Here is a 24,414-nt window from a genome sequence, read left to right as displayed (position 1 = left end):
CGAAAGTTCGTAGGGATCCCAAAAGAACTGTGAGAGCTCATGAACAGGAAAGATGAAGTAAATGAAATTTGCCTGAAGGTGTTCGGGAAGGTATCGGCAGCAGTTTCCCATGAGTTAAAAAATACCTTGTCTATCATCAATGAAAATGCGGGCCTTCTCGACGACTTCGCTGCAATGGCCGAACAGCAAGGAGGGATGGAGCCGCAGCGGGTGAAGACTGCCGCGTCCACCATCATGAGGCAGGTCTCAAGGTCGAATATAATTATCCAAAACCTCAATAGATACGCGCACAGCGGTGATTCTCCGATATCCCAGGCAGACCTGAACGAGGTACTTTCCCTTGTCGTCGCCCTGACCGCACGTCATGCGGCTATGAAAAATATTAAAGTAGATTACACCTGCCCTGCGAATCTCAAAGTCCAGACGCACCTTCTCTCTTTAGAGTCGCTCCTTTATCTGATTTTATGCCGATTGTATGTTGCAAGTGCCGAGGGGAGCATGGTGCACCTTGAGACCGTAGCCGTACCTCAAGGTGTTATGATACATCTGGATCAGGGTTGTGAGAGTTTTGTGCCGGAAGAATATCACAATACCGAAGTAAATGTTCTCGCCGAGCATATCGGGGCTTCCTTGGTAAAGGAGCGTAATAAGCTCTCCCTGATCCTGCCGTTAAAAAACAATGGGGTCTGACTCGGGGACAGAGCACACTTCTGGCAATGGATATTTTAGGAATGTAATAGGGCGGAAACAAAAGAAAAGCCCCAAACCCTTGCGGGATGAGGCTTTAAGAAACTTTGATGGAAGTTCTTGGACTATCTTATGGTGCCTAGGGCGAGAGTCGAACTCGCACGGGCCAAAGCCCACGGGATTTTAAGTCCCGGGTGTCTACCAATTCCACCACCCAGGCAAAGGGTTTCCGGTCGATCGAATTTAATAAGGTATTAAAGCCTTCCAAACTTTCCAGTAATTTCCAGCTTTATAGCTTCTGCTCCCAATGTGGTATAAATCTCTGTTGTCTTGCTCGACGTATGTCCCATTGCGTATTGCAGAGTGCGGAGATTTACACCTAATTGAGTGGCGTGAGTAACAAAAGCATGTCTTAACAAATGTGGATAAATATGTCTATCAATTCCTGCTCTTTCTCGGGCCAATTTTATAATTTTTTTCAGATCTGTAAATCTGCGCTCCGCTCCTTGTTGTCCATAGCATACCTTTCGAAACCTCCTGCAGTCTCTTTACCAAGTATGGCCGAAGTGAGTCCACTATCGGTACCGGCTTTCCTTATTGCCCTTCCCTCGGACCAGTATTACACCATGTGCAATACTGGTCCGCTTTATCTTCGGGATGTACAGCATTCCCTTGAAATACAGAATAATCTTCCGGAATAAAATTCTCTAAGATCCAGTAGTTTTCTTTACAACTGGTATCGAGTTTACTGTATAACACTGCAGGACTTCTTATCTTACCAATTCAGGAAGAAGCTCAGCTATGCCATCTCACGACTGAGGTTAATGTTTTCTTTGGAAAGCTCTATTTTGCAGTTACTCCATTTTCGATCAATTCATGTGGTCAGCCGGTCCGTCTTAACCTCCCAGGAAGTGTCCTAATCATGGCTCAATGTTGATATTCTAATATTGCCAATTCACACCTCAATATTGCTTCTCTTTTATCTGAAAAGTACTCTGGAAACGTTCAATAATGCGATCTTTGTTCTCAGTAGTTTGTAAATAGAATTGTGTAACGTATCCATTCATATTCTCCTTGAAAACTTGTCTCGGTATTCCCTGGGGCTCAGGCTGGTCCTGTCCTTGAATAACCTACGAAAAGTGCTGGTGTTTTCATAACCTATCTGTTGGGTTATTTCTTCGATACTATCCATCGTGGACTCCAGTTTTTTCTTTGCCTGTTCGATTCGGATGTCTTGGAGGTAGGTAAGTGGCGAGTACCCTGTCGCCTGTTTGAATCGTCTCTTGAAATGCCTGGAGCTTATGCCGACAAAATCTGCAATTTCATTCACTACTTTTAATTCTCTATAATTGTCTTCCATGAACCCCTGAGCTTTCATTATATCAGTATCATTATGTTTTATCTTATGGTGCTCAAGAAAATACGGAGCCTGACTCGTTCGGTTTGGTTCGATAAGGAGAGCTTTTGAACACACTTTTGCCAGATCTTCGGTTCCATACCGCTCAATGAGCCTCAGGGCCAGGTTGAAGTAGGCCGTAGCAGCACCTGTACAAATCAGTCTATCGTCTTCCGTTAAAATCATTTCCGGCTTGAGTCTCACTTTCGGAAACAGATGCTGAAATTTTCTCGCGAACTGCCAGTTCGTGGTTGCCAGACGGCCATCCAGCAGACCTGTTTCTGCAAGCAGAAAAGAACCGGTGCACACGGCAGCAATGGGGACTGCAACTTTGTTATTTCTCACAAGCCAATCCGTGACTGTGTCATTTAGTTGCCTGCCCATGTTGGGCGATGGCCATACCGGCGGCAGAATAATGTATTCGGGGGTTTCAGCTTCTTTAATAGTTCTGTGGGCCTTAAGTTCGATACAACCGCTGCCAGTCACAGGTCCGTCATCGACAGAAACCAGTTCCACCTCAAAACGATTTTCTCGACAGCCTGTCAGTTTCTGATGCCAGAGATTGGCAATACCAAAGGTGTCGAGCAAGCCGATTACTCCCGAATAAAAACAATCCTCCGTTATAAGAAAAGTAAACTTCAAGTAATTCTCCCTGCTGACCTATTACATTGTTTACAGTTTCACCTATGGCTCATTTTGCGCGATATTTGTCACAAATGCCACTTTATATAAAATGACGCAACTGATATCTTACCTGTATACCAAAAGTATCAACATACTTGTAAGCCGTCATGAAAAGGATAATACTTAACCGTGCTCACAGGATCTGCCGATGAAAGAATGGAAAAAGTCAAGCTGTGTACTCTGCGCTCAAAACTGTGGTCTGGAGATTCTCATTGATAATGGCAGGATGACAGGAGTTCGACCGGACAGGGAGAATCCACGAAGCGAGGGATATGTCTGCCGCAAGGGGATGAATGTCATGTATTACCAACATCAAAAGGACAGGTTGACGCAGCCCCTCAAACGAATTGGAGACCAGTTTGTGCCAATATCCTGGGAATTGGCTATTGCGGAAATCAGTGACAAACTCCTGCAGATTCGTACCGACTACGGTCCACGCAGTTTAGCGTATATGGGGGCCAGCATGCAGGGCGGACATTTTGAAGCAGGGTTCGGTGTCAGCCTCATGAGGGCGCTCGGTTCTCAGTACTTTTATTCTTCCGCCGGGCAGGAATTCAGTGGCGCATGGTGGGTCAACGGACGTGTGTTTGGTGGTCAACATATCCTGACGATTCCAGATGAACATGAAACAGAGGTGCTTGTCGCCTGGGGCTGGAACGGCATGCAGAGCCATCAGATGCCACAGGCTCCGAGAGTACTCAGAAGTATTTCCAAGGATCCCCACAAACAATTGGTGGTAGTTGACCCGAGAAAGAGCGAGACAGCTCAGATTGCTGACATACACATACCTGTTGCTCCTGGCACGGATGCTCTGCTTCTCAAGGCCATGATTACTATCATTCTCAATAATGAATGGGAGAATAAAGAGTATATTCAGAAGCATGTTGAGGGATTCGCTTCGATACGTGGCTGGTTTAATGACTTGGAGGTGGATGCGGCGCTTGAGGTCTGCCAGCTGGACAGGGATCAGGTCGAAAAACTCTGCAGGTTACTGACGACTAAGCGCTGGTGCATGCACCCTGATCTCGGCATATATATGAACAGGCAAAGCGGACTCGCTTACTATCTTTTGACGATCCTGGCAGCATTGTGCGGAGTTTATGGAGTTCGGGGAGGCAATGTCATTCCAGGAATGATCCGGCCAATGGGTGGACATGCCGATGAAAGGTCGGTAAAAGTCTGGCGCACGGTTGCTACCGGAATGTTTCCCGCTGCGGCCGGTTTTTATCCGCCTGCAGTTGTACCGGAGGAAATACTGAATGATCACCCGGAGCATTTACGGGCAATTCTCGTCAATGGCTGTAATCCCCTGAGAGCTTACCCTGACACTACAGCCTATGAAAAGGCTTTCGCCGCCCTCGATTTACTGGTCGTCACCGATATCGTCATGAACGAAACAGCCCGCTTTGCCCATTACGTGCTGCCTTCACGTTCTCTTTATGAATGTTGGGATGGGACCTTCTTTCCATGGACCTATCCCGAAGTGTTTTTCCAGATGAGACAACCAGCCCTGGATCCTCCCGGTGAGTGCCTGGAACCCGCACAGATCTTTACCCTTCTCGCAGAGAAAATGGGGCTGATTCCTGACATCCCGAAAGACGTTCATCAAGCTGCGCAAAAAAGTCGCCTTGTATTTGGCACAAAACTCATGCAGTGGACTGCGGCGGAGCCAGCTATCCGCAAGACTATGCCATTTATTCTTGCCAAAACCCTTGGTGAGCAATGGGACAGCGCAAACAAGGCGGCATTATGGGGAATGCTGATGACCCTGCCGCGAGATGCCAAGGAAAATAGCGTACGGGCAAACTTTGCCGCTGGACCAGACCAGGGAGACCGTATGTATCGCGCCGTTCTCGATAATCCGCAGGGAATCTGGCTCGGACTCGCAGACACCGCAGAACCGATGGCCGGTCTGCGAACAAGGTCGCGAAAAATGGAAATATATATTGAAGAAATGGCAGCAGCGGTAATCTCCCTTTCGCCACAGCAGGAACAAAAGGCAATAGCGTTAACAGATGAATTTCCTTTTCTTCTCATGGCAGGGCGTCATATGCAGTACAACGCCAACACCCTCATGAGAGACCCGAAATGGAATGAGGGAAAACGCGCCTGTACCATTGCCATTCACCCTGAGGACGCAAGGAATTTGAATCTTGTTGATGGTCAGCAGCTGCGCATAACAACCAAGGCCGGCAGCGAAACAGGAGAGCTCGAGGTCACAGAGCAGGTACGACCAGGAACGGTCATGATACCGCACGGCTTTGGGCTTCTCTATGACGGAAAGGTTTATGGAGTGAACGTCAACCGTCTTACCAAAAACACAAATCGCGATCGTTTCGGTACCCCGCTGCACAGATTTGTGCCCTGCCGTATCCAGGCAAATGATCTGCCGGAAGAGATATAGCTCGGCCAACCCGGGATTACTGATCTGCCTGCAAAACGTGGAAGGGTCGAAAGGATATAAAAAGATAATAAGGAAAGCTCCTGAGATATCCGAGCTGCTGGGGTTAGCCACTGCTGATGGATAACGGATATGTGTGTCATGGTGCAATGTCCACTTCAGCTTCAAGGACATCTGATTGTGGCGGCGGCAAATACCGAATCATAAGTATCACGACTACACGTAGATTACCTGTACCAATCTTAGTCATCTGTAGATTTAATAGAAATAGAGGTTACTACTGTATATACGAATTTTTCCAACTTCCTACGTTGCCGCTTGGACGATGGTGAGAAAGGTAGGTAACATGGTCCAAATAGCATTGCGGCCTCATGATCTCAGGCGTCATGCAGCCACCTATGCCTCCAGATCCGGTACTCCAATAGAAATTGTCAGCAAAGTCATTCTGCGACACGCGGATCTCTCGACAACTCAACGGTATCTAGGAAAGGTAAATGACACAGAAGCAATCAGGTGGATTGAAACTCTTTATGGATAAGTGTCCCCTAAATGAGCGTGGGTTGCTCCTCGCCCGTTAGCGGCAACAGTAGAAAGCATGAATACTGAAAGGGGCTGTGATAATATCTTTGGAAATCTTGAATTGTCAGTTACTTCCTTTCCGATCAACTCTCTTTGTTTCGCCGGTCCCACCCTGTCAGGAAACATGTTAATTTTCTACATCAACATTTGACTAGACCCGGAAGCCCCGGACACGTATATCCACTCACACCGAACTTGAATGGCTCAAACTGTTTCCGGATTCATGGGGTTCTTTATCATTGACGATTGTCAGGAGCCAAGGTACTTGTCTATTTAAGTTTGTGAACTAGTTAAGTTGATATATTGATGGAAATTGGATATGTCTTGAGGCATCAAACCCGTTGGAAAAAAACAAACAATCTACTCTTTCCTTCGCTGACACCACTTCATCTCACGATCTACGGTTGAAGGAACTCTCAGAATTACAGAACCAATGGAAATGCAGAAACTGACTCAGTTTTCTATAGATGTGACGGCTGAAATGATTACCTGGTTCACCCAGGACGGCAGGATCTGCTATGCCAATGCCGCCACCTGCGACAATCTGGGCTACGAGCGGGAAGAGCTGCTGAACATGACCATTTATGATGTGCTCCCGGTCCTCACGATGGAGCAGTTTGAACAGCAGTGGCAGCAGCTGCGAGAGAAAAAGTCCGCTATCCTGCAAACCACGTATCATCGCAAGAATGGCAGTGAGTACGAAGTTGAGCTGGTGCTTGATCATGCTGTGTTCGAAGGAAAGGAGTATATATTTAGCTATGCCAGGGGCAGCGGGAATCACAACAAGACGGAACAGGATCTGCGAAAAAACCTTTCCTTTCACCGGCAGGCATTGGAATCAATTCCCGGAATGGTCTTCACCACGCGCCCGGACGGATATTGCGATTATCAGAGCAGACAATGGGAGGAGTTCACCGGCGTACCCACGAGCGAGCATCTCGGCGATGGCTGGAACCAGTTACTTCACCCAGATGATCAGGCGCGGGCGTTGGCTGCCTGGCAGTCGGCGGTGACTGGAAAATCCCTCTATGACCTGGAGTATCGGGTTCGCAGACATGATGGTTTGTATGTTTGGTTCAGGGTTATCGGCCGTCCAATCAAAGACGATCAGGGCCTGATTGTACGGTGGTTTGGCGTGGCAATGAATATCGAGGAACTCAAACAAGCCGAACAGGCGCTGCGTGAGAGCGAATTGCGTTATCGCACGGTTGGAGAAGCCATCCCCTATGGCATTTGGCAGGCAGACCTTGCCGGCGCGTGCACCTTTGTCAGCGATTCATTCCTGGAAATGACCGGCATGACCCTGCCGCAGCTGCTGCAGTTCGGATGGCTGCAGCTTTTACCTCCGGAGGATCGCCAACCAACGCGAGAGCATTGGCTCCGCTGTATAAAATCAGGAGAAGATTTCCAGCGGGAACACTGCTTTCGAGCAAAAGACGGCTCTATGCGCCACGTACTGGCTATCGGACGTCCCGTGCATAACGACCATGGCGAAATCGACTGCTGGGTGGGAATCAATCTTGACATTACCGAACGCAAGCGGGCCGAGAATATGCTTATGGAACGTGAAAAGCGGCTGCGCCTGGCTACTGACGCCGCCCAGCTCGGGGTCTTTGAATGGGATGTGCAAAATGACAGGCCTATCTGGGACAACCAGCGGATGTTCGAGATTTTCGGGCTTTCACCCCAGGATCCACCGGTTGACAGTGAGCGTTTTGAGCGCGAGGTAGTCCATCCCAAGGACATACCTCGTCTCCATCAGGAGATCATGGCGAGTGTGCAGAACCATACTCCATTCACAGGGAAGTATCGTATCAGACGCCTCAATGATTGCCAGTGGCGCTGGATAGAGTGTTTCGGGAAATTCGAATATAATAACAAAGGCGAGGTGATTCGGCTTATTAGTGTTTTGAGCGATATCACCGAGCCTAAACGAAAAGAAGAAGTCCTTCGGGAAAGTGAAGAGAAATTCCGGTCCATCTTCGAGCAGGCAGCTGTCGGTATAGGCAGAGTCAGTTTCCACGACGCTCGCTGGATAGAGATAAACGACACCTTCAGCCGGATGCTCGGCTATACCAATGAAGAGCTGCAACGAATCCCCTGGCCGCTGATTACTCATCCAGACGATCTCGCACTGGACCTTGTTCCCTTTCAAAAAATGGCAGCCGGGGAACTGGAAAGCTATATCGTGGAGAAGCGTTTCATTCATAAAAATGGAAACCATGTGTGGGGTAGGCTCACACTGTCGCTCGTGCGCAATGCACAGGGCGTCCCTGACTACGAAATTGCCATCATTGAGGATATCACCGAACGCAAGCAGGCTGAGGAGGCCCTTCAGCGCAGCGAAGAGCGCTGGAACCTGGCGCTCGAGCACTTCCAGGAAGGTGTTATCATTGCTTCCGAGGACGAACAGATTATCTATTGGAATCCGGCCGCACGCAAAATGCATGGCTTCACACGCCCCGAAGAGGGCATCGAGTCATTGGAAAAGACTTCGGCCACGTACGACCTGCTGACTCCCGACGGTAATCGCTTGCTGGAGTTTGACGAATGGCCAATGCGGCGGATAAAGCGAGGCGAAACGTTGCGCGGCCTCGAACTGCGTATCCGACGGCGCGACCAGGGCTGGGAAAAGGTCTTTTCCTACAACGGTACGATGGTTGATACAGCCGGCGGAGAAAGGCTCATCTTCTTATCGGTTCATGACCTGACCGAACAACGCAAATCAGAGGAAGACCTACGCGAGAGTGACAAGCGTCTCCGAGCGCTGACAGCGGCCAGTTCAGACGTTTTATATTCTATGAACTCCGATTGGAGTGAAATGCGACGACTTCGGAGCCAAAATTTTCTCACCGACACAGACAATAACAACCGTAACTGGCTTCATGAATATATTCCTCTTGAAGAGCAGCCACGGGTATATAAAGCCACAAATGAGGCAATAAGAACCCGAGGTGTATTCAAACTTGAACATCGAATAATTAAAGCAGACGGCTCTATAGGGTGGGTGTATTCGCAGGCGGTTCCACTATTGGACGACAAGGGCGAGATATTAGAATGGTTCGGCGCTGCAAATGATATTACAGAGCGTAAAAAAGCCGAGGAGGCCCTTGAAGCCGCGAATAAGGAACTTGAGGCATTCTCTTATTCCGTCTCCCATGATCTGCGTGCTCCGCTGCGCGCCATAATCGGCTTCAGCTCCCTCTTGCGCAACCATACCGGGCAACTGGACGGCAAGGCGAATGAATATCTGCAGAGAATCACCGCAGGGGCTGGTAAAATGAACATTCTGATTGATGACATATTGCGTTTGTCACGCATCTCCAGGCAAGAGGTGGTCATTCAGGAAATCGATCTGAGTTCCATGGCCAAAGCCGTGGCTAGAGAGCTTGGACAGCAGTATCCGGAAAGACATGTCGAAATTCGTATTGCCAATGATCTCAAAGCGCGAGGGGATGCGCAGCTCATCAACATAGCGTTGGCTAATCTTCTTAACAACGCCTGGAAATATACTGGTAAAAAGGCTGAAGCAAACATAGAGTTTGGCAGTTGTCAAAAAAATGGAAAAATGGTGTTCTTCCTTCGCGACAACGGTACGGGATTTCCCATGGAGCAAGCCCACAGGCTATTTCAGCCGTTTCAGCGGTTGCACAGCGAAAGTGGATTCCCCGGGACGGGTATCGGACTTTCCATTGTCCACAGAGTGATCAAACGCCATGGTGGAGAAATTTGGGCAGAGGGAGAGATCGACAAGGAGGCCGTATTTTATTTTACCCTTGGCACATAAAATAATACGGAGCCGGCAGTCGTTTCTCCATTTGATTTTCGATCCATTGCCAGTTTTCGTGGTTCTGGCAATGGGGGCAATTTCTGTGCCCGCAGGAATGGGGAATATACATCCGGCTCTCACAATCATGACCGGTGCACTTAGCCAGCATGTGCGGACCATGCTCTTTTCTGCACCGCTTTATCGTATGCAGGGCTTTTCTATGGCCGGGCAGTAGAGTTTTATATTGCGAAAGGAAACCGTTCTCAAATTCATCTATGATGGCAGAGAGGAGGATCATTTTGCACCTCCCCAGCGGATATCAAGGGTGTCTACCAGGGAGTTGATCGCCTGGCAGGCGTTGTTTTTGGTCTTTGAAGTGAGATGGGTGTAGCGTGATGTGGTCAGAACACAGACATGCCCCAGGATTTTTTGTAACTCGAGGAAATCAACGCCAGCCTCCAGCAGATGCGTTGCAAAGGAGTGCCTAAGCGAGTGGCAGGAGATTTTTTTTTAATGCCGAGTTGATCGACTACCTTTTTCATAGCTACCTGGATGCCGCCTCTGCCCAGCGGTACGGTCACCAGGTGGGCGTTTTTCACCCCTCTCTTCCTGCTCGGAAAGATAAGGCGGGGATGCCGGTGAACCTTCCAGAATTTATCTTGGCATTTAGAATATTGGTCCTGGCAGATCCCTATTGTTGTTGAGATAATAAATCCTTGGCGTTAAGCAAAACTATCTGTTTTTCATGATGCTTAGAAAAATTCCTAAGCTTACTTCCCTGAGTAGGGTTCACCGCAATTCCAAAACCTTTGGTGCTCCTCTCAAGAATATACTCAGAATCCCACAAATCCCCGTCACTGTTGCCGGCAACAAATAAGGTTTTTGCCTTTGACCATTTTTCAAGGTTTTTGACTACAATTTCCTTTCCCTCCCTATCGACGATATAAAGCTTTTTCTCAGGATTTTGAGTAAACGTATTATCGTATACTGCGGAAAATCTCTTGTTATGCATTAATTTCATGCCATTTCCGGCGATATGCATCACACTTTTTTCCGTTGGTGAGAGGATACTTTGAAAATTATAGTATTTATCACCTGAATATTTTATATTTTCCTGTATATACTTGAGCACATAACCGACAAAGTAGTGATTGCTTCCAGTAATTATCCAAACATTTACACCTTCATCCAGCATTTTTTGTAGAACATCGAGCATCGGCAAAAAAGCATATTGATCTGGCCTGTACTGTTTAAGATATTCATCGATTGTTATTTCGAACTCTTGAGGAGTCATCCCGGAGGTAAAAAGTGGTATTTGTGTAAACTTGCTGTAACCGTTAGCTGTTACATTTGCATGCCCCTCAAGAAAATTGTTCTTCTCAATTACATTCTCAGCGAATTTGCCATCTTTAGTCCAGAACATTGGAAAAGGTTTAAAAGGAAAGGCGTCGCTGTTTATTGCTGTCCAAATATGATATGCAGCCTGTCCTGAATATCTCGCGTCATTCAACTCCTTAACAGGAATGTGTTCGTTATAGATGGTTCCATCCCAGTCAAATATCGCCAGAAATTCTTTGTTCCTGTTTTGTTCTATAAAGGAATTAATTCTTTCGAGTTTGCTGTATGTTTTACTGTTTTCAAAATTCCAATGAGGGTAGTCTGTATGCAATGGCTCAGATTTTGCTCCACTCAGCTGTAACGTAAACAATGTGATCAATGGAAATAACAGTAAAACTAGCTTTTTCATATTGTCCTTCTTTATATCGTAGGTGATATGTGATAGCGCATGAGCTTGTAATCTTGCCCAAATAATCATGCGATCTTCTTTCTTCTATCCATTAGTGTCCGGCAATCTAGTTGCTTTTCTTTGCCCATTCAAGAAATTTTTGGAGTTGGTGCGGTGATACCGCCTCTGGGATTGCTTAAAAAAATTTCATATTGCTGCTCCTGTTTTTGTTAGGAGCTTTTGGGAACCGCCAGAATTTTAGTATACCCCAAGATCTATTTGGTGGTATGAGACATCAGAGGGAATCTTTGGAAATCTTGGGTTGCCAGTTGCTCCATTTCTGGGCAATTCTTTATGCTTAGCCGTCCCTACATTATCAGGAATAAGGTTAAATAGAGGTACTGGTAGGATATTCAGAACTTCGAGGTGGCAATGTTAACGAATAAATCAGCGGCGCGGACTTTTGCGTCGACTGAATGAGCTTGGTTGTGCTGCCAATCACTCCTTAGTGGTATATAAGTCAAAATCCGGATAAAGCTTTTTTGCACACTCAGGGCAAATGCTGTGGCTAAATTCGGCATCAGAGCGATCATGAATATAGTTTTCAATTTGTTCCCAGTACCCTTTATCATTACGTATGTTTTTACAGTTAGCGCAGATGGGTAGAAAACCTCGCAAAGTCTTTACCTCTGATAATGCTTTTTGAAGATCCGAAACTAAACTGTCCTTTTGTTCTTCTGCCCGCTTACGCTCGGTAATGTCCTCAATAGCCAGGAGGATGATCCGTTTCTTGCCCATCGCTTGTTCAATTTGTCGGGCGTTCAACAGCATTGTGCGCCTGCCGATGCTGGCGAAATCGTGTGCAACCTCATAGTTGTTAAAAGGGTTTTTTTGGGGAAGGATTTTTTCCAGCAGTTCACGCAACTTTGGGATATCCCATTGTTTGTTGCCCAAGTCATATATAAGCTGCCCCACAGTCTCTTCAGGTTTTACCTTGAAAAATTCATAGAAGGAACGGCTGACAGCGACCACCCTGAGGTCTTGATCCAAGGAAATTAAGGGTTCACGCACGGTGTTTATAATGCTCTCAGCAAATTCCCTGGCTTCATCTGCGGTTTTTTTGATGATCGCCAGTTCTTTTCGGGTCTTTTCGAGGCCGTCTTCTATCTTTTTACGCTCGGTAATGTCCTCAATAGCCAGGAGGATGATCCGTTTCTTGCCCATCGCTTGTTCAATTTGTCGGGCGTTCAACAGCATTGTGCGCCTGCCGATGCTGGCGAAATCGTGTGCAACCTCATAGTTGTTAAAAGGGTTTTTTTGGGGAAGGATTTTTTCCAGCAGTTCACGCAACTTTGGGATATCCCATTGTTTGTTGCCCAAGTCATATATAAGCTGCCCCACAGTCTCTTCAGGTTTTACCTTGAAAAATTCATAGAAGGAACGGCTGGCTAAGATCACCCTGAGGTCTTGATCCAGTATCAAAAGGGGTTCACGTATTGTCTCTACGATATCTTCGTGTATTTGGTCCATCTGGGTCGCTTCCATAGCACTCTCCTCTCCACATTAAACGATAATTTTGTTTGAATAATAGAGCTTTTAATTGTCAAATATTCTTGCATTATACGTAAATGCGGCTTGTTTCTGCAATAGGATTGGCATCTATGTTCACCGGCAATATTCCTGTAAAAGTAGTTGCATCATGTAAAGATGACTACTGTATATACGAAGTTGGAGTGCTTCGAAAAGCTAACAAAAGCAATGCAATTCGAGACAGTAGGTTATCGATGAGCATCTCAATCTCATATAAAAATGGATTATTTATCCTTATTCGATTAATGGACTTGCTCTTGCCAAATAAGATTAGCCCAGCCGGGATTGTCAATGAATGGGTTTCTATTCCCCTGAATCCTCATCACACGATCATTCCGAGGCCGTTCAAAATCGGATGGACCGACATCACAATGGTAGATTTCAAAATATTAGAGATTTAAATAATGCTAAAGTTGCAGGCTTTGCGCGTTCAGGATGATAATCTGCATATCTTTGACTGCCTGTTCAAGTCCGGTAAAAACAGCCCGCGATATAATTGCATGTCCGATGGACAACTCATCTATGGTGTCGAGTGCTGCTATTAGAGCGGTATTCCGGTAATCCAGGCCGTGTCCTGCATTGACGATAAGTCCAAGCTGGTGTGCTTCCTCTGCTGCATCGGCAATGAAGAAAAACTCCTGGCGCATCTGTTCTTCATTGATGGCATCGCAGTAGCGGCCGGTGTGAATTTCCACATATTTGGCCCCGATATCATAAGAAGCGCGTATTTGTTCGGAATCGGGATCGATAAAGATGGAAACGGGAATATCAGCCTCAGCGAATTTTTGTACCACCCTGGCTAGTTTTTTCTTCTGAGAAATAACGTCGAGGCCGCCTTCAGTAGTCAGCTCCTGCCGTTTTTCCGGAACAAGGGTGATCATATCCGGAACAATATCCAGGGCGATATCGATAATTTCCTTATTAGCGCCCATTTCAAGGTTAAGTTTTGTCTTGATTGTTTTCCTAAGGAGATAGACATCACTATCCTGAATGTGGCGCCTATCCTCTCTTAGATGAACAACAATTCCACTTGCGCCTGCAAGCTCGCATAGCGAAGCTGCAAAAACAGGGTCGGGTTCCCGCCCTCCTCGAGCCTGGCGGATGGTGGCGACATGATCTACATTGATGGCAAGTTGTGGCATTGTTCGGCTCCTGTTGATAAACACTTTTTCGAGTAAATCCTTCTCCTTTTCAAACATTAACTCGGCGTCTTTCGGAGAACGTTCGTGATCATAGCCTAGTAAATGGAGGAGGCCATGGGCTGTCAGCCAGGCTATTCTGTAAATCAGCCTTTGATCATACTCCTCTGCCTCTTTTGCCGCCGTATCCAGTGAGATGACGATATCGCCAAGCTCCTGAATGGGAAGCGCAGAAAGATCTTCTTCAAGGCCATCGGCAAACGGAAAAGAGAGCACGTTTGTCGCCTTGTCTATATTGCGGTAAGTATGATTAAGTCTGCGTATTTCCGTATCGTCGGTGAGCAAAATCGAGAGAGTGTGCCTGGCAAAGCCCACCTCCCTTAATAGCTTCTCGGCAATGTACCGGATTTTTGTTTCGGGCAACGGCAGTTTAGAGCCGTAATGATTGGAGATAACAACAGACATTTTTGAAGTTATTGTTCCTGTAGAAATGAGACTGTCAATGTTGTAAAAGTCTGCCCTTTACTTTCCGATCACCCCGTTACTTCCGGTTTTCATAAGCCTCGATAATTTTTTGCACAAGAGGGTGGCGGACCACGTCTTCCTTGGCAAAGCTGCAAAACTGTATGCCGGCTATGTTCTTCAGTATTTTCCTGGCTTCAAGAAGACCGGAATGCTTGGGTATGGGAAGATCGACCTGGGTGGAGTCTCCGGTTATCACCGCCAGAGAGTCAAAGCCGATTCTGGTCAGGAACATCTTCATCTGTTCTTTGGTGGTGTTTTGCGCTTCATCGAGTATGACAAAGGCATTCGAGAGCGTTCTGCCGCGCATGAAAGCCAGCGGCGCTATCTCTATTATTCCTCTTTCGATCAAATCGGCACATTTATCGGCCCCCAACATATCATTAAGGGCATCGTGAAGAGGCCGCAGATAAGGATTCACTTTCTGGGCCAGATCCCCCGGCAGGAAACCAAGCTTTTCGCCTGCTTCGATCGCCGGCCTTGTCAGAATGATTGATCTGACCTGGTTATTGACCAGGGCCGAAACGGCCATGGCCACAGCCAGATAGGTCTTGCCGGTACCTGCGGGGCCGATGCCGAAGACAATATCGTTTTGGCGAATGGCATCTATATATATTTTTTGATTCCTGGTCTTGGGAGATATGACCCGGTGCTGCGTGGTCACGTATACCTTATCAAGAAAAATCTTATCAAGCTTTGCCGATGGTGTGGATTCGAGAATCCGCAGGCCAAAGGCGATATCCGATGAATATACCGGATAACCCTTGCCGATCATGTCATAAAGTTGCTGCAGCAGATCTTTGACCAGCTTGACCTCATGTTCCTGACCGACAATATTAAGGTCATTGCCGCGAGCATTTATCTTCAGGCCCGCGACTTTTTCTATAGTTTGAAGGTTCCTGTTCAAATCACCAAAAAGCAATGCAGCACTACTGTTATCCGAGAAGTGTAGATCACAGCTGAAATCGTTTGTCATTTGTTGATAATTTTGTAAAAATTCATTGAAGTTGCCGAGATGGACTCTGCCACTTGACGCAGACCCCGAGAAAGCTCGATCCACAACGACATAGATCGAGCTTAGGAAGTTCGTTGTTATTTCTTGTCTAATTCTTCATCAATAATCCGCTGAAATCCCTGTAGGCTTCTGTCTTGCAGAAGTCTACCGTTTATAAAAATGGTGGGGGTGCCGGTAACTCCGGCTTTTTGTGCATCCTGGATGTCGGTATGAACTTTTTGCCGGATTACCGGGGATTCCATATCTTTTTTCCATTGTTCCAGATCAAGATCCAATTTAACGGCTATGTCTTCAATAACTTTGTTACTGAGTTTTTCGGCGGAGAAAAGTTCATCGTGAAATTCCCAGAATTTTCCCTGCTTTTCAGCAGCGAGTGCGGCGCGTGCGGCAGGATCTGCAAATTTATGAAACTGCAGAGGCATATTTTTGAAGGCCAGTCTTACATTTTTGGGATTCCTTTCAAGAACCTGAGCAATCAAAGGTTCAATCTTGCTGCAGTATGGACATTCGAAATCAGTGAACAGGGCGATGGTTACCGGGGCATTTTCCGGACCGCGGATGGGGGCTCCGGCAGTGTTGATCTCTCTGATGAAGCTGACGGAAATGGTTGTGAAACTGTTTTTTTCGCCATTGATCAGATAAAGCATTTCAGCCCTCGGAGCAATATCTATGGCATTCACTCCTTTGTCTACCGGTATGGTTCCTTCCAGTTTGCCGTCGGCGGTGTACACAAGAACATTATGCTCGCTGGTGAGAACAAAAACGTATTTGCCATCAAGCGAGTGCACTATGTCAACAGGGCTCTGGGGAAGCTGCCATTGATTGAGGACCTGCCAGTCGAGATTGGAGGATGAATCCTGCATGTTTGTGGCCCCGATTACAGGACTGCAAAGTGCCGCCGTTAAGATTGAAAGTGCTGCCAATATCTTTTTGAAATCCATAATAACCTCTGATTTTTTTGTCAAATGTCTGTTTAGGTTTACTGTCCTTTCAACTAACCCAATTGAGCTTTTATCAGTATCTCGTAGACGGAGTCTTTTTTCCTGCAAAAAACAGGAACAATCTGAGAATACTAAAACAGGTGGCTCTATAATCGCCTGAAATTAACCTTTGCATCATCAGCAATGAGAACAGAAGGTTCGTCAAATGCAAATTAAGATAGTATCCATTAACTGCTGATTTGGCAAGAATTTAGCACTTCTTGACCTTCTTGGAAAGCAATAAGAAAAGTCGTCCAAAATCGAATAATCCCGGTTCGCTGTATAAAAGTTGAACTTAACTGCTTAACTGTATAGGCGAAGGTACTTGCCAAAAACATATATCGTACTTTTTATCCAGCCATATGGCATCGTCACAACTTTTTATGAGATTATCAGATTTTGATATGGTGGATTACTGCAGAAGTACTGCCCGAGAGAATAGAAAAGTTTGCTTCGCTCTGAAGATTCGTTGATTTAATCACTTGGAATACCTTGACTCGACTAAAGTTGTGAATTACAAATGATTCACCTGGCGCGTCAGACTTTTTCGGGACCAGTCCATTTTGTTTTCGCAAATATGATGATAAAATGTTATACTGACCTGTTTGTTCAGGTGAAAAGTAAGTAGAATCAGTTAGTTGCGAGGGTGGCGGAACTGGTAGACGCACTAGACTTAGGATCTAGCGCCTTTGGGTGTGGGGGTTCGACTCCCCCCTCTCGCACCAGGCTGAATTATAAATACTATTTCATAAAAATAACTTCTGTATTGCGGATCGGTATGGCGGATCGCCCATAGCGAACTTACGTATGCCGATAAACGATTATGCAGAACACAGTCAAAAGGATGAAAACAGATGGATGTAAAGGTTGAAGAGATAGGAACTCTTACTAGAAAAGTTACAGTTACTCTGCCTGAGACAGATGTTCGTAAGAAGCTTAAGAAAGCCTATGACAAGCTGCAGAGAGAATCCAAGATGAAGGGCTTCAGGAGAGGTAAGGTTCCACGTTCGATCATTGAAAAATCCTATAAACCGCAAGTTGAAGCCGAGGTAGGGGAGAAGCTTGTTCAGGATACCTATTTTGATGTGATCGAAAAGGAAAATATCGACGCGGTTATTCATCCGGAAATACTCAACCATGTTTATAACGAAGATGGATCCTTCACCTATGAGGCTCAGGTAGACGTACGACCGCAGTTCGAGGTTACAGGCTACAAGGAACTGGAAGTTGAAAGGCCTCAAACCGATGTCACCGATGAGGATGTCGACAAGGAAATCGAAAATCTGCGCCGCCAGATGGCGCCTCTGAAATCCTCCGAAGATCGTCCCGCGGAAGAAGGCGATATCGTGATCATTGACTATCAGGGGTTCCATAAAGGCAACCCGATGAAGCAGGTCAAGAACGAAAACACATCCGTCGAAGTAGGTGCCGGGCAGATGGGAGAAGAGTTTGAAAAGAAGCTTGTCGGTATGAGTAAAGACCAGGAGGCAAGCCATGAAGTGGAATTCCCTGAAAAACATCCCAATCCTATACTTGCCGGAAAAACAATTGAGTTCAAGGTTACCATAAAGGACATCAAGGAACGCATTCTAGCCGAGCTCGATGACGAATTCGCTAAGGATGTCGGTAAGGAATTCAATACCCTGGAAGAGCTCAAGACTGCCATTCGCGAGAAACTCACGCGCGAGAGAGAGGAAAGTGCCGAGGGCCAGTTGACTGACAGGATAATGCAGGCTATTTTAAAAGAGAACGAGTTTGAGGTTCCTAAAAAACTAGTTGATTTTGAAGTAGAGCAGATGATCAAGCAGACCGAAGAGCAACTCGAGAAAAGCGGTATGAACCTTGAGGCAGCCGGTCTCAACCGGGAAATGCTTGCGCAGCGTAACGAACCTGTAGCCGCTCAGCGCGTCCGCGGTGATTTCATCCTGAAGAAAATTGCCGAGAAAGAGGAAATAAAGCTGAAGGACGAAGATATGGATCGTGGCTTCAAGCGCATTGGTGATCAATATAATATGCCCGTGGCCCAGGTAAAAGAATTTTTCGGCAACCGTGACGATTTGCTTCCCCTGATGAATGAACTTCTCAACGAAAAAGTTCTCGATTTCCTGCGTAAAGAGGTGAAATACATTGAACCGGAAGCTGCTCCGGTTGAAGAAGAACAGACACCGGAGGGGAGTTGATACATATCCTTCCGGACTTTATCATACAGCTTTCTGGTTTCCGTTTCCCGGAGATTGGAATTTGATTAAACAAGCGACTGCAGCAGGTTCGATACCGCTGCAGTCGTGTCGTTTCAAGGAGAGATAAAAATGAACCTGGTACCAATGGTAGTAGAGCAGACCCCACGTGGAGAGCGTGCTTTTGATATTTATTCCCGTCTCCTCAAGGAGCGCATTGTTTTTCTGGGAACCGTGGTTGATGATTCGGTTGCCAATGTCATCATTGCTCAGTTACTTTTTCTTGAGGCCGATGATCCCGAAAAGGATATTACGTTCTATATCAATTCTCCCGGTGGATCTGTTTCCGCAGGCATGGCAATCTATGATACAATGCAATATGTCAAATGTGATATAGCGACACTGTGCATGGGCCAGGCCGCGTCCATGGGCGCTTTGCTTCTTGGAGCGGGATGCGACGGTAAAAGATATTCTCTACCGCATTCTAGAATCATGATTCATCAGCCGATGGGTGGATTTCAGGGACAGGCAACGGATATCGACATCCACGCCCGTGAAATTCTGCGTATGCGCGAAGAGCTCAACCAGATTCTGGCCTCACATACGAAAAAACCTATCGAAGAAATTAGAAAAGATACGGAACGTGATTATTTTATGAGCTCAAACGAAGCAAAGAGTTACGGCTTAATTGATAAGGTACTCAATAAGCGAGAAGAAATAGCAGAGGAAAAATAAATGAGTGAGAAGGAAAAAAGCGGGCCTGAATGCAATTGTTCATTTTGCGGAAAAAATCAGGACGAAGTTAATAAGTTGATCGCCGGGCCTGATGTCTTCATTTGTGACGAATGCATCGATCTGTGCAATGAGATCGTCCAGGATGAAAACAGTACTGATGATGGTGCAGATGCTGTCAAAAAAAACCTGAAGCCCCGGGAAATAAACGATCGCCTCAATGAATATGTAATAGGTCAGGATTATGCCAAGAAGGTACTATCCGTCGCCGTTCATAACCACTATAAACGAATAGATGCTCCCAAGAGTGAGGATCAGGTAGAGCTGCAGAAGTCCAATATTATCCTTATAGGACCGACCGGATCCGGAAAGACCCTGGTGGCGCAGACCCTTGCCCGCACCCTGAATGTCCCCTTTTCCATGGCAGACGCTACAACCCTGACGGAAGCCGGATATGTGGGCGACGATGTCGAAAACATCCTGGTCAACCTTCTCCAGGCTGCCGATTATGATATAGAAAAAGCCGAGCGAGGTATTATTTATATCGATGAGATTGATAAAATCGCCAGAAAATCGGACAGTCCTTCTCTTACCCGTGATGTCAGCGGCGAAGGGGTACAGCAGGCACTTCTCAAGATTATTGAGGGGACCGTCGCCTCCATTCCGCCCAAAGGGGGAAGAAAACATCCTCAGCAGGAGCTGGTCAAAATCGACACCACTAATATCCTCTTTATCTGCGGTGGCGCCTTTGTCGGTCTCGAGAGTGTAGTTCGTCGCAGAAAGGGTAAAAAATCGATCGGATTTGGCAGCAATGTCATTGGCGAATCCACCAAAAAACTTGGAGAACTGCTCGCCGCCGTACAGCCGGAGGATCTTCTCAAATTCGGACTTATTCCTGAACTGGTCGGCCGCCTTCCGGTCATAGCCACCATGGAAGAGCTTCTCGAAGAAGATCTGGTGCGTATTCTCAAGGAGCCGAAAAATGCTCTGACCAAACAATACACCAGGCTTTTTGAATTTGACGATATAAGGCTGCGTTTCACGGAAGGAGCCCTGACCGCCATCGCCCGCAAGGCGCTCAAGAGAAAATCCGGGGCCAGAGGACTACGCTCGGTCATGGAAGCAGCGATGCTTGAGGTGATGTATGATCTACCTTCCAAGAAGAATGTCCAGGAATGCGTGATCAGTGAGCAGGTGATAAATAATGGTGAATATCCTGTTGTCCTCTATAAGAAGAGCGAAAAAGAGGAAATAGCAGGAAATGCTTAAATGCCCAGGTGTAAGTATATTATGGAGATCAAGTAATGCCCAGTAATGACAATACCACAAAACTGTATCCTCTGATGCCGCTCCGGGATATCGTTGTATTTCCGCATATGGTTGCGCCTCTTGTAGTGGGAAGAAGGAAATCTATCCAGGCTCTGGAAGATGCGATGCAGAAGAGAACCGAGATTTTTCTGGTTACTCAAAGAGATTCAACCATTGATGAACCTGAAGAAGACGGCGTCTATACCACGGGAACACTTGCTGTGGTGATGCAGCTTCTTCGTCTTCCCGACGGAACTATCAAAGCGCTGGTTGAAGGTAAGGGGAGAGGAGAAATAGTCTCTTTCGTACCGAATGACAACTTTTTTCAGGTTGAAGTACGTCAATTTGAAGAAGAGGAGGAAGTTACCAGGGAAGTGGTTGCCTATGAGCGGGAATTGAGGAAATATTTCAGCGAATTCGCCTCGATAAACAAGAAAATTGCCAAGGAAGTCATCAAGTCTCTGGAATCAATCGAGCAGCCGGGAAAACTGGTCGATGTAATCTGCGCCCACCTCCCTATCAAAACCGAAGAAAAACAGTCTATTCTTGAGTGCCGAACCTTACAGGAACGCATCGAGAAGATATTGGAAATCATCCATCGGGAGATTGAGCTTGCCGCACTCGAAAAAACCATAGACGCCAAGGTAAAGACCCGGATGGGTAAAACCCAGCGTAACTACTATCTTGGTGAAAAGGTACGTGAGATCCAGACCGAGATGGGGCAGGGCGAGGATGGTATGGACGATATCACCGAGCTTGAAGAAACCCTCAACAAGATGAAGATGCCGACGGTGGCCAGGGAGAAAGCCCTGAAGGAGCTGAAAAAGCTCCGGGCCATGCCGCCCATGTCCGCCGAGACCACGGTGGTCAGGAATTATATTGAGGCGATCATCAGCCTTCCCTGGAAGAAAAAAGGGAAAAGCAATCTGGATATCAACACGGCCGAGAGGATCCTGGATGAAGATCATTACGGACTCTCCAAACCGAAGGAGCGCATTCTCGAATATCTTGCCGTCCAGACCCAGGTAAAGAAGATTAAAGGACCCATCCTCTGCCTGGTCGGCCCTCCTGGTGTCGGTAAAACCTCGATCTGCAAATCAATCGCCCGTGCCATGGACCGTAAGTTCGTCCGGCTTTCGCTGGGCGGCGTACGGGATGAAGCTGAAATTCGCGGTCATCGAAGAACCTATATCGGAGCCATGCCGGGGAAAATAATCCAGTCGATGCAGAAGGTCAATGTGTCGAACCCTGTTTTCTGTCTGGATGAAGTAGATAAAATGTCCATGGATTTCCGGGGTGATCCCTCAGCTGCTCTACTGGAGGTTCTTGATCCCGAACAGAATGTCGCATTCAATGATCATTATCTTGATCTTGACTATGACCTGTCGGGCGTTTTCTTCATAACCACGGCAAATAGTCTGCATGGCATCCCGGTTCCTCTGCAAGACCGCATGGAAATTATCTCCATCAGCGGCTATACTGAAGAGGAAAAGCTGAAAATAGCCGAAGGCTATCTGGTGCCGAAACAGCTTGAGGCCAACGGCTTCAATAAAGACGATATCAAGCTGACAGAGGGAGCCATCCTCGAAATTGTCAGACGCTATACCAGAGAAGCAGGAGTAAGAAATCTTGAGCGTTCCATTGCCTCTCTGTGCCGTAAGATAGCGCGCGACCGGCTTAAAAAGAAGGCCAAGGACAAAAAATACAGAATTGGAGTACAGTCTGTCCTCAAGCACCTGGGTACGCCGAGATATCGCTATGGCCTCGCCGAGGAAAAGGACTCCATTGGATTGACCACGGGACTTGCCTGGACCGAGGTTGGCGGAGAGTTGCTGCAGATTGAAGCAACATTGATGCCGGGCACCGGCAAACTGATTATTACCGGTAAGCTGGGCGAGGTCATGCAGGAGTCGGCCAGGGCTGCTCTCAGTTATGTACGTTCCCGGGCGGATATTTTAGGCCTGGATGTGGATTTCTATCAGAAGCTTGATATTCATATACATGTACCCGAGGGGGCAATTCCCAAAGACGGTCCTTCGGCCGGCATAACCATAGCGACAACACTGGTTTCGGCGCTGTTAAAAGCTCCGGTGCGGCATAAGCTGGCAATGACGGGTGAGATTACCCTGCGCGGCAGGATCCTGCCCATTGGTGGGTTGACCGAGAAATTGCTGGCCGCCAAACGAGGCAACATCACCCATGTTCTCATCCCCAAGGAAAACGAACGTGACCTGAAGGATGTTGCCCCGACCATCCGGAAGAGCCTGACCATTGATCTTGTCGATCATATGGACGAAGTGCTTGAACATGCGATAGTTGTCAAGGAAGGGGAATCGTTATTTAAAAATGTTCCGGGCAGCAGTGTATATGGTGAGATCGAAGCGGCTTCACAGAACACACCACATTAATTTTTTTCTGTCTTTTTTGCTTGACGGGGATGAGCTTAATTGGTAAATACTCATCCACGCTTGAATGAGCGGGCGGGTAGCTCAGTTGGGAGAGCATCGGCCTTACAAGCCGAGGGTCACAGGTTCAAGCCCTGTTCCGCCCACCACAATATACGACATGCGGGGTCGTAGTTCAGTTGGTTAGAATGCCGGCCTGTCACGCCGGAGGTCGCGAGTTCGAGTCTCGTCGGCCCCGCCAGTAGAAAAAAAAGGGATACAGCAATTATGCTGTATCCCTTTTTTGCGTTTATATAGAAAGAATGCGGGCTATATTGATCAAAGATCATTTTTTTTTTTAAAAAGGTAGGTTGGCGGTGAGCGTAGCGATCCCCAACAATCCAACCACCAGACAACTCGGAAAGGACTTGATTCGCCTGCATTGCTTTAGAAGGATTTGATCCAGTCTTGCGAAAAATCATCCGGGGATAATCATATATCAGGCTTCTCGAAGTCGGAGTTTATGCCCACACGGGTGCAGATCCATAACGACGTAGATAAGCTTTTCACGAGCCCATCAATTATAGCTGTCGATAAACTCGTTGGCCGATATACTATTTAAAGCCGCCGAAGTTAGCAGCCAATCCCCTCCCTCTTTTTGCAACTCCACCTCAAGCCGATAGCGTTCGGCCTGAACCAGTTCAAGATCTGTTTCAAGCAGTGGTTCTCTGGATACCGCCACATAGAGCGTCAGGCGTGCGGTAGTTTGATTACCTGCCAACGAAATTTCTCTTGGATTCGTCAATACATATATGCTCGGGCGACGGAGGAAATAGCCGGCAATAATCCGGGCAATATCCTGGCGGGAGAAATTTTTTGAATCATGATAATTGTTTGAGATAAGTTTCTTTAGATTGCCGGTATCTTTTCTCTCGAAATTCTTCTCTGCAGCTGCAATAAATTCATTGATTTCAACTACAGGATTGTCAGTTCCCGTGCAGGAGATCAGCAACAAGAAAAGGATTGCCGGTAATAAAAATTGAAATTGTGTTTTTTGCTGCATATAAATATCCATTCACTTTTTGATGGACTAATAAAACCCCCCGACGTGCTCTCTCTGTCATTCCGGTCCCGGACTCCGATCTGGTCCCGGAATGACGGATACCGAAAATATTTGAGGTTTTTACGAGCTTGTCATATTTCCCATCTCGAGAAAAGTCATTGAAGTTGCCTGGAACGATCCATCATATATTGAAAATATCAGGAGTGTAGGCCGAATCTGCAACGCGGGAGACCGGGCTTTCTAGAAGTCTAGCGCTTATCGC

General features: G+C 46.8%; 19 protein-coding genes, 4 tRNA genes and 1 pseudogene. 11 read left to right on the top strand and 13 right to left on the bottom strand.

Features of this window, described 5'->3' with window-relative positions; genetic code table 11:
• The first annotated feature begins 39 nt into the window (after window positions 1–39).
• Window positions 40–690 (top strand): sensor histidine kinase, encoded by a 651-nt coding sequence (locus JWG88_RS02215; protein WP_205232048.1) that lies wholly within the window; start codon window positions 40–42, stop codon window positions 688–690.
• A gap of 130 nt (window positions 691–820) precedes the next feature.
• On the opposite strand, the gene JWG88_RS02210 is transcribed toward JWG88_RS02215, so the two are convergent.
• From JWG88_RS02210 to JWG88_RS02200, 3 genes are all read right to left on the bottom strand, one after another.
• Window positions 821–907: transfer RNA gene (locus tag JWG88_RS02210), tRNA-Leu, on the bottom strand.
• Between the two features lie 34 nt (window positions 908–941).
• Window positions 942–1,160 (bottom strand): tyrosine-type recombinase/integrase, encoded by a 219-nt coding sequence (locus JWG88_RS22115; RefSeq protein ID WP_371927031.1) that lies wholly within the window; start codon window positions 1,158–1,160, stop codon window positions 942–944.
• Window positions 1,161–1,750: 590 nt separating this feature from the next.
• Window positions 1,751–2,725 carry a GlxA family transcriptional regulator gene (locus JWG88_RS02200; RefSeq protein ID WP_205232046.1) on the bottom strand — a complete coding sequence of 325 codons (975 nt, stop codon included), beginning with the start codon at window positions 2,723–2,725 and terminating at the stop codon, window positions 1,751–1,753.
• Between the two features lie 190 nt (window positions 2,726–2,915).
• Between JWG88_RS02200 and JWG88_RS02195 the strand changes: the two genes are divergently transcribed.
• The 3 genes from JWG88_RS02195 to JWG88_RS02185 all read left to right on the top strand — a co-directional run bounded on the left by JWG88_RS02195 (window position 2,916) and on the right by JWG88_RS02185 (window position 9,534).
• A complete protein-coding gene (locus tag JWG88_RS02195) occupies window positions 2,916–5,171 on the top strand; it encodes a molybdopterin-containing oxidoreductase family protein (RefSeq protein ID WP_205232045.1) in 2,256 nt (751 codons plus the stop codon).
• A 277-nt stretch (window positions 5,172–5,448) separates the two neighbouring features.
• Complete coding sequence (locus tag JWG88_RS22110) at window positions 5,449–5,706, top strand: site-specific integrase (RefSeq protein WP_353740652.1); 258 nt, start codon at window positions 5,449–5,451, stop codon at window positions 5,704–5,706.
• 474 nt (window positions 5,707–6,180) lie between these two features.
• Entirely contained in the window at window positions 6,181–9,534 is a 3,354-nt protein-coding gene (locus JWG88_RS02185) for a PAS domain S-box protein (RefSeq protein ID WP_205232043.1), read from the top strand.
• On the opposite strand, the pseudogene JWG88_RS22105 reads toward JWG88_RS02185, so the two are convergent.
• The 9 genes and pseudogenes from JWG88_RS22105 to JWG88_RS02145 all read right to left on the bottom strand — a co-directional run.
• Window positions 9,530–9,814 (bottom strand): annotated as a pseudogene (locus JWG88_RS22105) (transposase zinc-binding domain-containing protein); the annotation flags it as partial. The gene JWG88_RS02185 and the pseudogene JWG88_RS22105 sit on opposite strands and share 5 nt — an antisense overlap.
• Complete coding sequence (locus JWG88_RS02175; protein ID WP_240194265.1) at window positions 9,811–9,978, bottom strand: site-specific integrase; 168 nt, start codon at window positions 9,976–9,978, stop codon at window positions 9,811–9,813. The pseudogene JWG88_RS22105 and the gene JWG88_RS02175, both read right to left, overlap by 4 nt.
• Complete coding sequence (locus JWG88_RS21575; protein WP_240194220.1) at window positions 9,918–10,115, bottom strand: hypothetical protein; 198 nt, start codon at window positions 10,113–10,115, stop codon at window positions 9,918–9,920. Before JWG88_RS21575 ends, JWG88_RS02175 begins: the two co-directional genes overlap by 61 nt.
• 92 nt (window positions 10,116–10,207) lie before the next feature.
• On the bottom strand, window positions 10,208–11,332 hold the full coding sequence (locus JWG88_RS02170) for an HAD family hydrolase (RefSeq protein ID WP_205232042.1): 1,125 nt from the start codon (window positions 11,330–11,332) through the stop codon (window positions 10,208–10,210).
• A gap of 408 nt (window positions 11,333–11,740) precedes the next feature.
• The gene (locus JWG88_RS02165; protein WP_205232041.1) at window positions 11,741–12,787 is read right to left on the bottom strand and encodes a PAS domain-containing protein; all 1,047 of its coding nucleotides are present in this window, start codon (window positions 12,785–12,787) and stop codon (window positions 11,741–11,743) included.
• A 287-nt stretch (window positions 12,788–13,074) separates the two neighbouring features.
• On the bottom strand, window positions 13,075–13,212 hold the full coding sequence (locus tag JWG88_RS22100; protein ID WP_205232421.1) for an endonuclease: 138 nt from the start codon (window positions 13,210–13,212) through the stop codon (window positions 13,075–13,077).
• A gap of 27 nt (window positions 13,213–13,239) precedes the next feature.
• Window positions 13,240–14,436, bottom strand: coding sequence for a pyridoxine 5'-phosphate synthase (locus JWG88_RS02155; RefSeq protein WP_205232040.1), 1,197 nt, complete (start codon window positions 14,434–14,436; stop codon window positions 13,240–13,242).
• Window positions 14,437–14,512: 76 nt separating this feature from the next.
• Window positions 14,513–15,469, bottom strand: coding sequence for a PhoH family protein (locus JWG88_RS02150; protein ID WP_205232039.1), 957 nt, complete (start codon window positions 15,467–15,469; stop codon window positions 14,513–14,515).
• A 116-nt stretch (window positions 15,470–15,585) separates the two neighbouring features.
• Complete coding sequence (locus JWG88_RS02145; RefSeq protein WP_205232038.1) at window positions 15,586–16,449, bottom strand: thioredoxin domain-containing protein; 864 nt, start codon at window positions 16,447–16,449, stop codon at window positions 15,586–15,588.
• Between the two features lie 679 nt (window positions 16,450–17,128).
• On the opposite strand from JWG88_RS02145, the gene JWG88_RS02140 reads away from it, so the two are divergent.
• The 7 genes from JWG88_RS02140 (at window position 17,129) to JWG88_RS02110 (ending at window position 23,351) form a co-directional block, all read left to right on the top strand.
• A tRNA-Leu gene (locus JWG88_RS02140) sits at window positions 17,129–17,213 on the top strand.
• Window positions 17,214–17,342: 129 nt separating this feature from the next.
• Window positions 17,343–18,668: a trigger factor gene (gene tig, locus JWG88_RS02135; RefSeq protein WP_205232037.1), complete on the top strand. Its 1,326-nt coding sequence runs from the start codon at window positions 17,343–17,345 to the stop codon at window positions 18,666–18,668.
• 129 nt (window positions 18,669–18,797) lie between these two features.
• Window positions 18,798–19,400 carry an ATP-dependent Clp endopeptidase proteolytic subunit ClpP gene (clpP, locus tag JWG88_RS02130; RefSeq protein WP_205232036.1) on the top strand — a complete coding sequence of 201 codons (603 nt, stop codon included), beginning with the start codon at window positions 18,798–18,800 and terminating at the stop codon, window positions 19,398–19,400.
• Complete coding sequence (gene clpX, locus JWG88_RS02125) at window positions 19,401–20,666, top strand: ATP-dependent Clp protease ATP-binding subunit ClpX (protein WP_205232035.1); 1,266 nt, start codon at window positions 19,401–19,403, stop codon at window positions 20,664–20,666.
• A gap of 35 nt (window positions 20,667–20,701) precedes the next feature.
• Window positions 20,702–23,113: an endopeptidase La gene (lon, locus tag JWG88_RS02120; protein WP_205232034.1), complete on the top strand. Its 2,412-nt coding sequence runs from the start codon at window positions 20,702–20,704 to the stop codon at window positions 23,111–23,113.
• 70 nt (window positions 23,114–23,183) lie between these two features.
• A tRNA-Val gene (locus tag JWG88_RS02115) sits at window positions 23,184–23,259 on the top strand.
• Between the two features lie 15 nt (window positions 23,260–23,274).
• Window positions 23,275–23,351: transfer RNA gene (locus tag JWG88_RS02110), tRNA-Asp, on the top strand.
• A gap of 315 nt (window positions 23,352–23,666) precedes the next feature.
• Here JWG88_RS02110 and JWG88_RS02105 read toward each other — a convergent pair.
• Complete coding sequence (locus tag JWG88_RS02105) at window positions 23,667–24,164, bottom strand: hypothetical protein (RefSeq protein WP_205232033.1); 498 nt, start codon at window positions 24,162–24,164, stop codon at window positions 23,667–23,669.
• Window positions 24,165–24,414 lie beyond the last annotated feature (250 nt).

This window comes from Desulfopila inferna (assembly GCF_016919005.1).
Classification (GTDB): Bacteria; Desulfobacterota; Desulfobulbia; order Desulfobulbales; family Desulfocapsaceae; genus Desulfopila_A; species Desulfopila_A inferna.
This window is presented reverse-complemented; position numbering and strand designations above follow the sequence as displayed.